Raw genomic sequence first — 16,248 nt, forward strand, 5'->3', positions numbered from 1 at the left:
TCAGGAGGCGGGGAAGCTGGCCCCGTCCTTGGTGCCATGCGCGGTCTCGCGGTCATAGGCGACATGATAGGCATCGAACCCGGCGAATACGGCCTGCGCGGCGGCGTCCGCGGTCCGGCAGGTCGCCCCCCGGATCGCGGCCAGGATGTCGCCGCGGTGGCGATAGGTGTAGCGGACATGCCCCGCCTCGTGCCGGGCGAGCGCCGCGGCGTAGCGGTCCCAATCGACGCGCTCGGCGGCGGTCAGTCGGGCGGTCGCCGCGAGCTGTGGCATGCGGACCGTCGCCCGGTAGCGGATCGTCGCTGCGGCAAGATCGCAGCCGCCATGTCTGGTCCGCGGCCAGGACCAGCGCAGGTCCCAGCTGCTCAGCGCATCGACCCGGCGGCCGTCATGCGCATCGGTCGGCCGGGCGGCGTCGATCGCCCGGCGAACCGCCATCGCATCGCCGCCATCGACCGGGTAATAGTCGATCGTCACGTCCGGTATTCCGGCAAACGCTATATTAGCCTGCGCGCTCGACTGGCCTGTGATCCCCGCGATCGCGAGCAGCGCGACGAGGGGCCGGATCGGCGGGGCGTGGTCACGCATCGGCCCAGCGACGGAGCAGATTGTGATAGACGCCGGTCAGCCGGATCGTCGCCGGGTCGGCCATCCCTTGCGCCGCGGCGACCGCCTGCACGCCCTGGTCGAGATCGAACAGGATCCGGCGCGCGCCGTCGTCGCGGACCATCGACTGCAGCCAGAAGAACGAGGCGGTCCGCACGCCGCGCGTCACCGGCGTCACCCGGTGCAGGCTGGAGGCGGGATAGACGACCATGTGCCCGGCGGGCAGCTTGACCGATTGCGGGCCGAACTGATCCTCGATCACCAGCTCGCCGCCGTCATAGTCGGCGGGGTCTTCGAGAAAGAGCGTTGCCGACAGGTCGCTGCGGATCCGGAAATCGCTGCCGCGGCGGATACGGATCGCGGTGTCGACGTGCAGTCCGAAATCCTGCCCGCCGGCATAGCGGTTGAACAGCGGCGGGAAGACCTTCAGCGGCAGCGCGGCGGCGATGAACAGCGCCGACTGCCCCAGCGCGTCGAGGATCATGCCACCGGCGTCCCTCGCCGCGGCGGACTCCTCGGGCAATTGTTCGTTGCGCTTGGCGAGCGCGCTTTGCACGCCCGAGGTCGCGTTGCCGTCGACCCACTCGGCCGCGTCGATCAGCGTACGGACCCGCGCGACGCCGGCGGAATCGAGCACGTCCGGAATCGCGATCAGCACTGTGCGCCCTCCCGCAACGCCGCGACGCCCCGCGTGCGGAACGCCGCGATGTCGCTGGCCGCGAGAAACGCCTGCGCCTTCGTCACGAACGCGGCGTTGCCCCGCGCGCCGGCCTGTTCGAGCCAGCCGAGCGCGGCGTCGATCTCGCCCGCCGCACCGAGCATCCGCGCATGGTTGAAACAGCCGCGGAAATCGCCGCCCTCTGCCGCACTGGCATAGCAGGCCGCGGCACGCGCGAGGTCGCGGGGGCAGGCCCAGCCATCCTCGGCGAAGCTGCCGACGAAGTTGATCGCTTTCGCGCTTGCAAGCCCTGTGTTCATCGCGGCAACCTTCTCCAGCAGGGCGAGCGCGGCCGGCCTGTCCTCGGGCACGCCGTCACCCAGCGCCAGCAGCGTCGCGTAATTGTACATCGCCCAGTCAAGCCCGCGCGCAGCCGCGACCCGGTAGCATTCCGCCGCGCGCGCCTTGTCGACCGGCGTGCCCCAGCCGAGATCATAGCAGCGCCCGACCATGTTGAGCGCCATCACGTGATGCTGCGCCGCCGCCTTGACGAAACAGGCCATGGCGGCAGCCGGATCGGCCGCGACGCCGGTCCCGTCGAGCAGCATCTGCCCGTACACCGCCTGTGCCTCCGCCACGCCGGCTTCCGCCGCCTCGCGCACGAACGCCGCGCGCTCCTCCGAACTGCCGGCGAGGCGCGCGGCGATGGCGTCGGGCGAAAGTGTGTCTAGCGCCGTCACTCTGGCCCTCAGAACCGCAGGTTGACCGTGCCGAACACCGTACGGCCCGCGGCGAGCGTGGCATAGTGGCTGGCATAGGTCTGCGAGAAATAGGTCTTGTTGGTCAGGTTCTGCGCGTTGACGCTGAGGTCGATCATGTCGGTCAGCTTGTAGCTGGCCCGCGCATCGAACCGCCAGTAACCGGGCGTGCTGCGGGTGAGGACCTTGGTCGCGGGGGTTACCGTGACGACGCCCGCCGCAGTCTGCCGCGCGCTGCGATTGTCCGCATAGCCGCCGATCTGTTCGTCCATGTACAGTGCGGTGCCGCCGATCTGCAGCCGGCGCGTCACATCGACACTGGTCGTCGCGGTGAAGCTGTTCTTCGCGGTCTGCGGCACCTGCTTGCCGGTGTTGACCGACACGACGCCGGTGGTCCGCGCAGGCTGGACGACGGTCGTCACCCCGTTCGCGGTGGTCGTGATCGCGGGGGCGGTCAGCGTCGTGAAGCCGCCGTCGATGATCTTCGGGTCGAGATGCGTGAAGCCGCCGAAGACGGTCCAGCCGGGGAGAATCGTCCCGCTGACGTTGAACTCGAACCCGCGAATTCTCGTCTCGCCGATGAACGATGCGGTGTTCGTGTCGTCGAGCACGCGCGCGTTGGAAATCTCCGTCTGGAACACCGCCGCGCCGAGCTGCAGCTTCTCGGCGAACAGGCTCGCCTTGGCGCCGACCTCATAGGACTTGGTCTTTTGCGGCTTCAACAGCCCGAGCACTACGGCGGTGATCGCGTTATCCTCGCGGCCTTCGCCGAGCAGGCTGTTCGGCGGCGTCGCGGCGGTCGCGTAGCTCGCATAGAGGCTGGTTTCGGGCGTCGGCTTGAAGACGAGCCCTGCCTGCCAGTTGAAGAGGTTGTCGACGCGCGTGAGCTTCGTCTGCGTTGCGCCCGGCAGCGTGATCGTCGATTCGAACCGGTCGTAGCGCGCGCCCAGGTTCAGGATCAGCGCGGGGATCAGCGTGATCGAATCGAACGCGTAGACCGCCTTGGTATTGGCGTCGTTCTGCGTTTCGGTGGACAGCGCGCCCCGTGCGATCGGAGTCTGCGTCGTCGACGTGTCGCTCGCGTAATTGACCCAGGGCGCATAGGGATCCGGATCGAACAGGCTGACGCAATAGGAGCGCGCGATCGTCGCCGTGTTGCATCGCGGCGAGATCGTCGAGCCGTTCGCCGACACGAACGTGCCGCGGCGCGTCTTTTCCCATGAAAGCTCGGTGCCGAGCGAGAAGCTGTGCTCGATGCCGCCGGTATTGAATTTGCCGTACAGGTCGGTCTGGTCGACGATGCTTTCGCTATAGCCGTAGCGCGTGTTGCCGCGCGTCCAGACATAGCCGCCATTGGTCACGTTCGCGCCCGTATTGGTCGCGGTGGTGCCATAGACATTGCCCTGGCTGTCGTCGGGGAGGGTGAAGATGAAGCTTTGCGTGCTGTGCGTGTAGCGCGCGGTGTTGCGCAGCGTGATGCCGCCGAAATCATGCTCGACGCGGATCGTCGCCTGGTTGGTGTCGGCGTCGCGGAAGTCGCGCGCGGCCAGCCCGTAGAAGTTTTTCCGGGAGACAAAGCCTGTCTGGCCGCCCGCGGTCGTCACGGTCCCGAGCGCGGGCCGTGTCGTGACGCTGCCGGTGCCGGGGTGATTATTGATCGTGTAGAGATAGGGGATGCCGCTGTCGGGCAGTTCGCTGCTTTCCATATGATAGAAGCTCGCGGTCAGCCGGGTCGGCGTGCCGAGCCCGATCGCGACGGAGGGTGCGATGCCCCAGCGCTTCTGCCAGATCGCATCGCGGCCCGTGACGTCCTGGTCGTGCCACATGCCCTGGATCCGGAACGCCGCGGTGTCGGAGATCTTGAGGTTCAGGTCGCCGGTGACCCGCTTATAGTCCGCCTCGCCATAGCTGCCGCTGAGCGAGCCGAACGTGTCGAGCACGGGCAGGCGCGACAGGATGTTGATCGTGCCGCCCGCCGAGCCGCGGCCGCCGAGCGTCGAATCGGACCCGCGGACGATCTGGACCGACTCCACCGCGAACACCTCGCGCGTCTGCGAGGCGAGGTCGCGGACACCGTCGACGAAGATGCTGCCCTGGCTGTCGAACCCGCGGATGAAGGGGCGGTCGCCGATCGGATTGCCGCCCTCCGCGGCGCCGAAGGTGATGCCGGGCACGGTGCGCAGCGCATCCGCGAGGCTGTTCGATCCGGTCTGTTCGATCACCTCCTTGGGCAGGACGATGATCGAGCGCGGGGTATCGACCAGCGGCGCGACCTGTTTCGGGCCGGCCTCGCGTTCGCGGTGGCCGTTGACCAGGATCTCGTCGCGGTGCTGCACGTCGGCGTTATCCGCCGGGGTGGCCCTGGGCGTCGCCGCCGTCCGGTCGGCATCGGCGGCGAGCGCCGGCGCGGTCGTGAAGGCACCGATGCAGGACAGGGCCAGGAAGGCGGGCATCGTGGCAGGACGCGGCGCGACGCCCCGCGGCGAAACAGTCGACATAGTGAAACCCCTTTTGCTCTTGGAGTATCGCTATTGAGAGTCGTTCGCACTGTCAATGCTAATGCGACTGGTTCTCAAGTCGACGAGGCGAACAGCCAGCTCCGCAAGGCGCTGGCAAGGTTCGGGGGCACGTCCGCGACGATGCGCAGCGCGTCGATCTCGGCGACCAGCGCCGACAAGGGCAGGCCGAGCCGGACCGCCTCGCGCTCGAGCGCCTGCCAGAAGATCGGTTCGAGGCTGATCGACGTCTGGTGACCGGCGATCGTGATCGACCGCTTCACGGGGCCTGCAAACCCGCCGCGCGGGGGGGCGATCACGCGCGCGGTGGCCGAATGGCCGTCACTCGGTGTCGAAGAGCGATGCGAGCTGTTCGATGATCGTCCCGCCGAGCTGTTCGACGTCCATGATCGTGACCGCGCGCGCATAATAGCGCGTCACGTCGTGGCCGATGCCGATAGCGACGAGCTCGACCGGCGACCTGGTCTCGATCCAGCCGATGACCTGACGCAGATGGCGTTCGAGATAGGAGCCCGAATTTACGCTGAGCGTCGAATCGTCGACCGGCGCGCCATCGCTGATCACCATCAGGATGCGGCGTTCCTCGGGCCGCGCGACGAGCCGGGCGTGCGCCCACATCAGCGCCTCGCCGTCGATATTCTCCTTCAGCAACCCCTCGCGCATCATCAGCCCGAGCGAGTTGCGTGCGCGCCGCCACGGTTCGTCGGCACGCTTGTAGACGATGTGGCGGATGTCGTTGAGACGGCCGGGCTGGGGCGGACGACCTGCTGCGAGCCAGGTCTCGCGCGACTGGCCGCCCTTCCACGCGCGCGTGGTGAAGCCAAGGATCTCGGTCTTCACGCCGCAGCGTTCGAGCGTGCGCGCGAGGATGTCCGCGCTGATCGCCGCGATCGAGATCGGACGTCCGCGCATCGACCCCGAATTGTCGATCAGCAGCGTGACCACGGTGTCACGGAAATCGGTCTCGCGCTCGGCCTTGTAGCTGAGCGACAGCGTCGGATTGACGATCACGCGGGCGAGGCGCGCCGCGTCGAGAATGCCCTCCTCCTGGTCGAAATCCCAGGAGCGCGATTGCTGCGCCATCAGCCGGCGCTGCAGCCGGTTGGCGAGCTTCGATACCGCGGACTGGAGATGGACCAGCTGCTGGTCGAGATAGCCGCGCAGACGTGCCAGTTCCTCGGCATCGCACAGCTCGGTCGCGGCGATCACTTCGTCGAACTGCGTCGTCCACGGCTTGTAGTCGAACGCGGTGCCCATGTCCGCCATCGGGCGGTTGGGGCGGACGGGCTGCATGCCCTCCTCGCCGTCATCGCCGGGCTCGCCGTCGATGTCGTCCATCGACTCGTCGCTCTGCTCCTGGCCGTCGCTTTCCTCGTTCTGCTGCTCGGACTGTTCGCCGCGCGCCTCGACTTCGCCCTGGCCGTCCTCGCCCTGGTCGTCGCCTTCGTCGCCCTCGTCCTGCTGCTGCTCGTCGGTGCCCTCGTCCTCGGAGCCGCCCTCTTCGCTCTCCTCGGGGACCTGGTCCGCCTGGACGAGCTCGAGCTCGGCGAGCATCTTGCGCGCCAGGCCCTGGAACGTCTTCTGGTCGTCGATCGCATAGGCCAGCGCGTCGAGATCGGTCTTCTGCTCGATCCACTCGCGCACCAGCGCGAGGCCGGGGGCGGCGACCGCGGGCGATTCCTGCCCGGTCAGCCGCTCGCGCACCATCAGCCCAAGCGCGGTCGACAACGGCACCTCGTCGCGGTTGCGCGCGCGCGTGATCGGGTCGGCGCGCAGCCGGACGTCGAGCGCCATGGCGAGATTGTCGCTGATCCCGGCATAGCCGCGCGAGCCCAGCGCCTCGACGCGTGCGGTCTCGACCGCGTCGAACACCGCACGCGCGACCGCCTCGACCGGCGCGGCACGGTTGTGCAGCGCGATGTCGTGATGCTTCAGCTGAAGCGCGAAGCCGTCGGCGAACCCGCGCGCTTCCGCGACCTGTTCGGGCGGCAGCGCGCGCGCGGGCATCGGCACCTTGATGTGCTTGCCCGACTGCGCCGGCGCGTCCGCGGTGAAGGCGAGCTCGACCTCGGGCTCCTCCGCGATCGCACGCGCGGTGCCAGCGAGAACCGCCTTGAACCGGTCGAGGGGCGTTTCGTTCGCCAAGGCCTCAGGCCTTGCCCATCACGCTCTCGGGCAGGTCCTTGCCGAACACGCGCTGGTAATATTCCGCGACCAGCGACCGCTCTGCCTCGTCGCACTTGTTGAGGAACGACAGGCGGAACGCGAAGCCGACGTCACCGAAGATCAGCGCATTCTGCGCCCAGGTGATGACGGTACGCGGGCTCATCACGGTTGAGATGTCGCCGTTGACGAAGCCCTTGCGGGTCATGTCGGCGACGCGGACCATGTTCTCGACGACCTTCTTGCCGTCTGGCTTGTCATATTCGCCCGACTTGGCGAGCACGATCTGCGCCTCGACCTTGGCGGGCAGATAGTTGAGCGTAACGACGATGTTCCAGCGGTCCATCTGGCCCTGGTTGATCTGCTGCGTGCCGTGATACAGCCCGCTGGTGTCGCCGAGGCCGACCGTGTTGGCGGTCGCGAACAGGCGGAACCACGGGTTCGGGCGGATCACGCGGTTCTGGTCAAGCAGGGTCAGCTTGCCCTCGGTCTCCAGCACGCGCTGGATCACGAACATCACGTCGGGACGCCCAGCGTCATATTCATCGAACACGAGCGCGGTCGGGGTCTGCAGCGCCCAGGGGAGCAGGCCTTCGCGGAACTCGGTGATCTGCTGGCCGTCCTTCAGGACGATCGCGTCGCGGCCGATCAGGTCGATGCGGCTGATATGCGCATCGAGGTTGATGCGGATGCACGGCCATTTCAGGCGCGCCGCGACCTGTTCGATATGCGTCGACTTGCCGGTGCCGTGATAGCCCTGGACCATCACGCGACGGTTGTGCGCAAAGCCCGCAAGGACCGCGAGCGTGGTGTCCGCGTCGAAGACATAGGCGGGGTCGAGATCGGGGACGCGCTCATCCGCCTCGGAGAAGGCGGGCACCTCCATGTCGGAATCGATCCCGAACATCTCGCGCACCTTCACCATGCGGTCGGGTGCGTCGAGAATCGTCGTCTCGCGGCTGTCGGGCTGGGTATTGGGGATATCGGTCATGCTGGCCTCGTGTTCCCGGTAGCTCTAGGCCAAGCGCGGGTGAATACTCAACCGCGACGTACGCGATTGTCGGGAAGACATCATCGAACCGCCGGACGCGCGATGGGTTCCCGCCCCGCCGGGAATGTGGCGGGGCAGGGCTTCGGTTTGCGCCTATCGGCCGAGCAGCACGCGCGCCTGGCTGGCGATCTGCGCGAGCATCGCGGCGTTCGGGACGGCGGCGTGGCGTGCACGGTCGATCACCGCCTTGAACTGCGCGACGCGGGTGGCATTGCTCGCCAGCCACGTGTCGACCGCGCCCTGCGGATCCTTGGCCCCGCACCGTGCGAGGAACTCCAGCCGCAACTGCTGGAAATCGCGGGCAAGTCCGGCGATGAGAAGGCGTTCCCACGGATCCGACGGGGTGATCCGCGCGGCATTCGCCTGTGCCCAGTCGAGCCCGAGCGCCTGCCCCAGATGCGTGAAGGCGCGGGTCAGCACCGCCTCGTCGAGCGCGAGGCGCTCGCCCAGATCGGCGAGCCCGACCGCACCGTCGAGCTCGAACAGCCGGACCACCTTGATCGCGAGGTCGTGCGGGGCACCTGCCGTCTCGAGCTGCGCGGCGATGCGGTCGCTCTGTGCGCTCGCCTCCTCGAGGAGCAGCGCCTTGGTCTGGCCATCGAGATGCGTGATCCCCTTGGCGAGGCGCGCGAGTACGGCACCGGGCATCGTGCCGGGCGCGGACACGCGCAGCAGATCCGCGATCTGCGAGCGCGTGGCGACCGCCACCTCGTCGAATAGCGCGATGCGCGCGGCTTCGGGCATCGGTCGTGACTCGATGTCCGCCCAGAGCGAGGGCAGGTCGAACAGCCGTTCGGCGACGACGAACATCGCCGCGATATCGCCCATCGCCGCGCCTTCCTCCTCGGCCAGCTCGAACGGGTGGAGCACGCCGAGCCGGTTGACGATGCGGTTGGCAAGCTTGGTCGCGACGATCTGGCCGCGCAGCCGGTGGTCGTCGATCGCCTGCGCGAAATGCTCGCGCATCGCGGCCGGGAAGGCGGCGTGAAGATCGGGCTTGAGCGCGGGGTCGTCGCCGAGCCCGGCGTGCTCGATCGAATCCTGCAGCGCGAGCTTCGCGGTGGCGAGCAGCACGGCGAGTTCCGGTCGCGTCAGGCCATGGCCGTCGAGCCCGCGGCGAAGCAGGTCGTCATTGGCGGCCAGCCCCTCGACCGCGCGATCGAGCCGTCCGCTGCCCTCGAAGATCTCGATGACGCGGACATAGCTGGGCATCGAGCCCGGCCCGCCGCCGCCGCCGGTCGCACCGCCAAGACCGCCGGGTCCCGCCAGCGCGCCCGCGCCTTCGGCGATCGACAGCGCGAGCGTCTGGAGCCGGTTGTCCTCGAGCACGAGATGCGCGACGTCGTCGGTCATGCTGGCGAGCAGCGCGTTGCGGTCCTCATAGCCCAGGCGCCCCTCGATCATCTCGCGGTTGAGCGCGATCTTGATGTTGACCTCGTTGTCCGAGCAGTCGACGCCCGCCGAATTGTCGATGAAGTCGGTGTTGATCCGCCCGCCGCGCTCGGAAAACGCGATGCGGGCGGCCTGCGTGACACCGAGATTGGCACCTTCGCCGATCGCGGTGACGCGCAGATCCTCGGCATTGACGCGCAGCCGGTCGTTGGCAGGATCGCCGACCTGGACGTTGTTCTCGGATGCCGCCTTCACATAGGTGCCGATGCCGCCGAACCAGAGCAGGTCGGCGGGCGCCTTCAGGATCGCGGAGATCAGCGCGCCGGGTTCGATCTCGTCGACCGCGATGCCGAGCACCGCCTGCGCCTGGGGCGAGAGACGGATGACCTTGGCGGTGCGCGGAAAGACGCCGCCGCCCTCGGAGATCAGCGCGGTGTCGTAGTCCGCCCAGCTCGACCGGGGGAGGGCGAACATGCGCGCGCGCTCGTCCCAGCTTGCGGCGGGATCGGGGTTCGGATCGATGAAGATGTGGCGATGGTCGAACGCCGCGACGATCTTGAGCGACTTCGACAGCAGCATGCCGTTGCCGAACACGTCGCCCGACATGTCGCCGCAGCCGACGACGGTGATCGGATCGCTCTGCACGTCGATGCCGCGCTCGGCGAAGTGACGCTGGACCGAGACCCAGGCGCCCTTGGCGGTGATGCCCATCGCCTTGTGATCATAGCCGACCGAGCCGCCGCTCGCGAACGCGTCGCCTAGCCAGAAATCACGCTCGAGCGCGAGCGCGTTGGCGACGTCGCTGAACGTCGCGGTGCCCTTGTCCGCGGCAACGACGAAATAGGGATCCTCGCCGTCGAGGATCGCGACGCCCGCCGGATGGACGACCTTGCCCTCGACGATGTTGTCGGTGATCGACAGCAGGGTGCGGATGAAGATCCGGTAGCTCTCGGTCCCTTCCGCCAGCCACGCGTCGCGGTTCGACGGGGCGGGGAGCTGTTTGGGATAGAAGCCGCCCTTTGCACCGGTCGGCACGATCACCGCGTTCTTCACGCGCTGCGCCTTCATGAGCCCGAGAATCTCGGTGCGGAAGTCGTCGCGGCGGTCGGACCAGCGCAGCCCGCCGCGCGCGACCGGGCCGGCGCGCAGATGGATGCCCTCGATCCGCGGGCTGTACACCCAGATCTCGCGCCATGGCACGGGCGCGGGGAGGCCGGGGATCAGGCGGCTGTCGAGCTTGAACGCAAGCGCCTCGGCCGCGGCGGGCGTGAAGGCGTTGGTGCGCAGCGTCGCGCCGACCAGGCTATGATAGGCGCGCAGGATGCGGTCGTCGTCGATCGCGGTCACAGCATCGAGTCCCGCTTCGATCGTCGCATCGGCGTCGGCGGGATGCCCGGCATCGGCCGGATCATGCGCGGCGGCGAAGCGCGCGATCAGCGCGGTCGCGACTCTCGGCGCGCGGCGCAGCGCGTCGACCACCGTCGTCAGGCCGTAGGGCAGTCCCGCCTGGCGCAGATAGCGGAACCAGGCGCGGAACAGCACGACCGCCTGCGGGCTCATCCCCACTTCGACGATCAGCCGGTTGAACGCATCGTTCTCGGCCGCGCCTTCGAGCACCGCGGCGATCGCGCGCTCGAGCGTCGCGGCGTCGGCCTGCGCGACCGCATCGTTCGCCTCGAGCACGAAGTCGTGCACGAAGGGATCGCTGTCCTCCTGCAGCCGGGTCGGCAATTCGCCGATCACGCGGAAGCCGAAATTCTCGAGCACCGGCACGGCATCGGACAGCGGCAGCGCGCCGCCCAGCTTGTATATCTTGAGCTGGCGGTCTTCGCCGGGCGCGCTGGAGATCAGGCGCACGCCGCGCGAGCCCGGCCCGTCGAGCGCGGCGAGCCGCTGGATGTCCTCGGCGGCTTCGGCCGGGCTGCTGAGGTTGCGGTAGTTTTGCGGGAAGGCGGCGGCCCAGCGCAGCGCGAGGCGGGCGGCGCGCGGCGACGGCAATGTCTCGACCAGCGCGGCCTCGACGTCGGACACCCAGCCGCGGACCATCCGCTGCAGCCTGAGCGCGAGCGGCGCGACGTCGGGTACGCGGCCTTCGCCGCGCAGGTCGAGCGTGTAGCGCAGCATCGCGGTCTCGCCGTCCTCGAGCGCGATCGACCAGTTCAGCACGGTGGCATTCGCGGCCTCGGCGAGCATCTCGCCGATCGCGGTGCGGCGGCCGGTCGTGACGTCGTCGCGCGGCAGCCAGACGAAGCCGAACAGATGGCGGCCGAGCGGCGATGCGACCAGCACCAGCGCGGGACGCGGCCGGTCGGCCAGGCTCATCGCGGTCAGCGCGAGTTCCTCGAGCGCGTCGGGCGCGAACGCGATCACCAGATCATGGGGCAGGGCGGTGAATGCGTGGGTCAGCGCCTTGCCCGCATGGCCGCGGGGATCGAACCCGAATTTCGCCTTCATCGCGGCAAGTCGCGTGCGCAGGATCGGCACGTCGCGCGGCATCGTCGCCAGCGCCGCACTGGTCCACAGACCGCTGTAGATCGACAGCCCCGCGATCGTCTCGCCCTCGATCACCGGCACGACGACCAGATCGAGCGGGACGGCGCGGTGGACGGTCGAGATCAGGTTCGACTTCAGCAGCAGCGGGGCAAGATTGCCCGCCTCGAACCACTGGATCGCGAGCGCACGCGAGGCCTCCGCCAGGATCGGCACGGCATGCGGATTGCGCGCGATGCCGAGCGCGGCGCCGCCGCTGCCGTCGCGGTGCCAGACCTGATGCCCGAGCAGCGTCAGATGACCGTCGAGGAACCAGCGCAGCAGCGCCGCGCCTTCTGCATCGGGGCCGTCGCTGTGGAGCAGCGCGATATCGGTCGCCATCGCGCCCTGCATCGCGCGCCAGTCCTTCACCGCCGCGCGCACATCGGCGAGCACGCCGGTCAGTTCCTCGATCAGCCCGCGCCGATCGCGGGCGTCCGCGCGCTCCATCTCGAGATAGATCATCGATTCGGCGGGACCGGTGTCGCCGATCGCCTGGAGCACGCCGTCGGGGCTGCGCGTCGTGTGAACGACCGGGTGGATGATGCGATCGATCGCGATGTCCTGCGCGGCGATTGCGGCGGAAATCGAATCGACCAGGAATGGCATGTCGTCGTTGACGATCGCCAGCCGCATGCGGCGGCGCGTGTCGTCGGCGCTGATCGGTTCGAGCGCGATGGCGGGCGCGCCATCGTCGCGGCGAAGCGCCGTGGCGACGACGAAAGCCGCGGCGTGCGCCGCCTCCGTCGTGCCGAAGTCCTTGAGTTCGCCCGGAAGCGCGCGTTCGGTCAACCGGGCGGCGAGCGCGTCGGTCAGCGTCGTGGAAAGATCAGCCATGACCGCGCCTATGCGCCGGGTACGATACGACCTCAAGGCTTGTGGCAGGTGCGAACACCGCTGTTGCGGTGCAGCATTCGGATGCGCAACGGCGCCGCGCGAACACGGTTTTCTGCTACCCGATCGCGGCCATGGCCTGCGCGGTGATGGCCGCGTCGTCGGTGATCGTGCCTATGATGTCGAGCCCGCCATCCACCCCCGCGCGGGCGACGAGCAGGACGATCGCGCCGGGCTCCGCGTCGGTCCGGAGCACGACATGCGCCAGCGTGTCGGGTGCCGGGCCATCGGTCGGGCTGGTCGCCGCTATGGGGTCGGCGAATTCTGCGCTCGGCCCGTCGGCCCAGATCGGCACGCCCGGCGAGGTGGCGGGCGCGTGCCCGGTCGAGGCCAGCGACGCGCCCAGCCCCGGCATCGTCGGCGCGTGGCGAGCATAGGCGGTGAGCCCGGACGCGGGCACCGGCGCGGCGCGAACCGCCGCCTCGAGCTCGGCGGCGAGCGTCGCCTGCATCCGGTCGTCGGCGAGCTCCTTCCAGTTGATCACGCCATACAGGAAATCGATGCCCTCGTCGCTCGACGAGAACGGCATGAGGATGCCGCGGTACAGCGTCGTCCGCCCGCGACTGTTGACGAATTCGGCCTCGAACCCGATCGGCGCGCGATTCGCGATGATCTGCAGATAATGATCGGTCAGCCGCGACAGCAGCGACCGGCTCGGCACGTCGGCGATCGACGTGATCGGCCCGACCAGCCCGCATTCCTCGCGCAGCTTGGCGCCGAGATAGGCGATTCGCGGATCGTCGATCGTCATCACCGCCGCGGCATCCCGATCCGCACCCGTGCCCGGATCGGTGCGGAAGTCGAGCAGCACGCTGTGCGGGCCGAAATCGGCGATCGAGCCGGGATCGAGGTCCGCGATCGTCGGATAGGGGCGCCCCCTCAGCAGCGACACCCAGTGGTTATAGGCGCGGACATGCATCCGGCGTTCGTCCCCGCCCAGATCGAACATCACGTCGTTGACGCCCGCGTCGGTCGCCCCGCCGGGAAGCCCCGCACCGGTCTCGTCGATCTCGCCGTATTCGCCGTCCGGCTCGCGTCGCATGCCCATACCGAAAACTTCCCCGTTCACTTACGGCTGCTTGTGCACGCTGCTTGGTAAACGGCACGTAAATGCGGGTTAGCGCTTGTCACGGCAAATTTCCCCTGTTAAGCGCCGCCCCCTCGACCGGAGATATCCGTCATCGGGCCGCTTTAGCTCAGCTGGTAGAGCATCGCATTCGTAATGCGGGGGTCACAGGTTCGAGTCCTGTAAGCGGCACCACCTTAAATCGTTGAAATCCTTGAACTTTATTGGCGACTTGTCGCCTGAAGCCTCGGCAGATCTGCGTTTTGGTATCGCGGTGGTATCGCAAGCCCACGTTCCGGTCGCTTAGCCCGCCGCAGCCGGGTTGGACGACTGTGCTTCCACGTCCCCCCGGCATCGTATGATTCGCAACGCGGCCACCCCCGTGAGCCGACTGCCTCGCGCAGCGGTGCCGCGCCACAACACGTCGGGCTGGACGCTTACCTTTTCGATGCCTTCGCAAACGCCCGCTTTCGGCTCGCGCGCTTACCCTGCGACAGCGTCGTCGCACGAATCGTTGTTCACTTTCTGTTCTTGCGCTCTAAAGGGCTGGCCGGAAAAGGAATCGTCCCATGAGCAGCTTGAGGCTCCACGAATTACCGTTCGAATTGGTGCCGCGCGAGGTCCCGTTCTTCCTGTGTCACACGCCGGCCGGGTTCCCGTCACCGGCGCAGGATGACATGGAGGAACCAATTGATCTTGGTGCCTGGCTCGTTGAGCACCCCGCTGCGAGCTACATCATGCGGGTCGAAGGGCGATCGATGGCGGGCGCCGGAATCAACGACGGTGATCTGATCGTCGTCAATCGCGCCAAGCAACCCAAGGCCGGTGCGATCGTCGTCGCCTTGGTGCACGGCGAGCGGACGTTAAAACGGCTTCGGCATATGGATGGGCGGCACTGGCTCGTGCCCGAGGCCGAGGGCTTCCCGCACATCCTTGTCGACGAATATGTCGAGATATGGGGCGTCGTCGTCGGCGTGGCGCGCAAGGTGCCATGAGCGCGCCCATCGCGCTGATCGACTGCAACAACTACTACGTCAGCTGCGAACGGGCGTTTGATAGCAGCCTCGTCGGCGTGCCGGTCATCGTGCTGTCGAACAATGACGGCTGCGCGATCGCTCGTTCGGCCGAAGCCAAGGCGCTCGGCATAAAGATGGGCGATCCGATCCACCACCTGCGCGATGTGGTCCGCCGGCACGGTATCCGGGTCCTTTCCTCGAACTACACGCTGTATGGCGACATGCAGCGCCGCGTCATTGCCGCCTGCGAACCCTTCGCGCGTGACTTCGAGATCTATTCGATCGACGAGACCTTTCTGGACCTCGCCGGATTTGAGGGCAGGGACCTTGTCGACCACGCGCGTGCGATGCGGGAGCAAGTTCGTCTGTGGACGACGATACCGACATGTGTGGGCATTGCTGAGACCAAGACGCTGGCCAAGCTGGCGAATGCTGCGGCCAAGAAGGACGCCCGGTTCGAAGGGGTCGCTGATCTGCGCGATGACGCCGTTCGTCGCGAGGTTATGGATGCGTTCGCCGTCGGCGACGTCTGGGGCGTGGGCGGTGCAACAGCCAGGAAGCTCACGGATCTTGGGGTGCACACCGCGGGCGCACTGCGAGACATGCCGATGAAGCAGGCGCGCGCCGTCGGGACGGTCGTGCTCGAGCGGCTGGTCGCCGAGCTGCGAGGCGTGCCCTCGGATGCCGTCGAGTCCGTCGCGCCCCGTCGAAAGGGCATGGCGGTAACCCGCTCGTTCGGCACGCCGGTTTGCGACTTTGACCGGATGATGGGCGCCTTGTCGCAATATGCGCTGCGCGCCGGCGAGAAGCTGCGGATGCACGGGCTCGTCGCGGGGCGGCTTACGGCCTTCTTCCACACCAATCGTAACAGGCCAGATCGACCGCAATATGGGGGATCTCGCACGGTCACGCTCCATCCCATGTCGAGCGATAGCTTTGAATTGATCGCGGCAGCACGACGTGCAGCGGAAAGGGCGTGGCGCGACGGTTATGCCTATACTAAGGCCGGTATCCTGCTCGACGACCTTGTGCCTGAAGCCGAGCGGCCACGGACTCTGTTCGAGGCGGATACGGCGAAACGCGACCGCCTGATGGGAGCGCTCGACGCGATTAACGCCAAGTTTGGCACTTGGACGGCGGTGACCGCGACCCAGGGCTTTAAGCGAGAGTGGAAGCTGCGGTCAGAAATGCGGTCGCCGGCATGGACGACAAAGATTGCCGACGTCCCGATGGTCCGCGCATGAGGTTAAGGTGCGAACCGAGCATCGCAACAAACCGTTACCGACTGCCGTTCACTAACGCCCAACCCTTGCTGTTCAACGTTTTCGACCTCGGTCCCGAAAGCGGTCGTTGGTTTATATCTCCGTGAAGGCTGAAATTAGGACAATCCTGCCGTTCGCGTGACGTTAAAACGGCAGGCTCCGTCAGCAGCGGACATCCGGCACCTGTGCGAACGGGACCACAAAACAACAGAGATTAGGCCGCTTCCTGACCTGCAGCTATCAGGAAGAGTTGCTCAAGAGCGGCTGTGCGTGGAGCGTGCTACGAAAGGTCAGAATCGGCCGCAGCGGCGCGAAGCCAGTCTCGACTGTCAGCCGT

Annotated in this window: 10 protein-coding genes, 1 tRNA gene and 1 pseudogene; 3 read left to right on the top strand and 9 right to left on the bottom strand. The window is 67.7% G+C overall.

The genetic code is table 11. From position 1 onward, the window contains the following. The 9 genes and pseudogenes from C8J24_RS08255 to C8J24_RS08295 all read right to left on the bottom strand — a co-directional run. Nucleotides 1-588: a DUF922 domain-containing protein gene (locus C8J24_RS08255; protein WP_107931658.1), complete on the bottom strand. Its 588-nt coding sequence runs from the start codon at nt 586-588 to the stop codon at nt 1-3. Further along, nucleotides 581-1,264: a Fe2+-dependent dioxygenase gene (locus C8J24_RS08260; RefSeq protein ID WP_107931660.1), complete on the bottom strand. Its 684-nt coding sequence runs from the start codon at nt 1,262-1,264 to the stop codon at nt 581-583. The genes C8J24_RS08255 and C8J24_RS08260 overlap by 8 nt, the downstream gene beginning before the upstream one ends. Then, entirely contained in the window at nt 1,258-2,004 is a 747-nt protein-coding gene (locus tag C8J24_RS08265) for a tetratricopeptide repeat protein (RefSeq protein ID WP_107931662.1), read from the bottom strand. The genes C8J24_RS08260 and C8J24_RS08265 overlap by 7 nt, the downstream gene beginning before the upstream one ends. A gap of 8 nt (nt 2,005-2,012) precedes the next feature. Continuing rightward, nucleotides 2,013-4,520, bottom strand: coding sequence for a TonB-dependent receptor (locus C8J24_RS08270; protein ID WP_107931664.1), 2,508 nt, complete (start codon nt 4,518-4,520; stop codon nt 2,013-2,015). A 74-nt stretch (nt 4,521-4,594) separates the two neighbouring features. Further along, nucleotides 4,595-4,837 (bottom strand): ribbon-helix-helix domain-containing protein, encoded by a 243-nt coding sequence (locus C8J24_RS08275; protein WP_244180573.1) that lies wholly within the window; start codon nt 4,835-4,837, stop codon nt 4,595-4,597. 22 nt (nt 4,838-4,859) lie between these two features. After that, the gene (gene cobT, locus C8J24_RS08280) at nt 4,860-6,683 is read right to left on the bottom strand and encodes a cobaltochelatase subunit CobT (RefSeq protein WP_031393923.1); all 1,824 of its coding nucleotides are present in this window, start codon (nt 6,681-6,683) and stop codon (nt 4,860-4,862) included. A 4-nt stretch (nt 6,684-6,687) separates the two neighbouring features. Further along, nucleotides 6,688-7,692, bottom strand: a complete 1,005-nt coding sequence (gene cobS, locus C8J24_RS08285) for a cobaltochelatase subunit CobS (protein WP_031393922.1) — start codon at nt 7,690-7,692, stop codon at nt 6,688-6,690. Between the two features lie 153 nt (nt 7,693-7,845). Beyond that, nucleotides 7,846-12,510 (bottom strand): NAD-glutamate dehydrogenase domain-containing protein, encoded by a 4,665-nt coding sequence (locus C8J24_RS08290; protein ID WP_107931668.1) that lies wholly within the window; start codon nt 12,508-12,510, stop codon nt 7,846-7,848. A 286-nt stretch (nt 12,511-12,796) separates the two neighbouring features. Then, nucleotides 12,797-13,609 (bottom strand): annotated as a pseudogene (locus tag C8J24_RS08295) (PAS domain-containing protein); the annotation flags it as partial. A 143-nt stretch (nt 13,610-13,752) separates the two neighbouring features. Here C8J24_RS08295 and C8J24_RS08300 point away from each other — a divergent pair. The 3 genes from C8J24_RS08300 (at nt 13,753) to C8J24_RS08310 (ending at nt 15,893) form a co-directional block, all read left to right on the top strand. Beyond that, a tRNA-Thr gene (locus tag C8J24_RS08300) sits at nt 13,753-13,828 on the top strand. Between the two features lie 374 nt (nt 13,829-14,202). Beyond that, nucleotides 14,203-14,628, top strand: coding sequence for a LexA family protein (locus C8J24_RS08305; RefSeq protein WP_107931670.1), 426 nt, complete (start codon nt 14,203-14,205; stop codon nt 14,626-14,628). Further along, the gene (locus C8J24_RS08310; protein ID WP_107931672.1) at nt 14,625-15,893 is read left to right on the top strand and encodes a Y-family DNA polymerase; all 1,269 of its coding nucleotides are present in this window, start codon (nt 14,625-14,627) and stop codon (nt 15,891-15,893) included. The genes C8J24_RS08305 and C8J24_RS08310 overlap by 4 nt, the downstream gene beginning before the upstream one ends. Nucleotides 15,894-16,248: the final 355 nt, after the last annotated feature.

Source organism: Sphingomonas aerolata (genome assembly GCF_003046295.1).
GTDB lineage: Bacteria > Pseudomonadota > Alphaproteobacteria > Sphingomonadales > Sphingomonadaceae > Sphingomonas > Sphingomonas aerolata.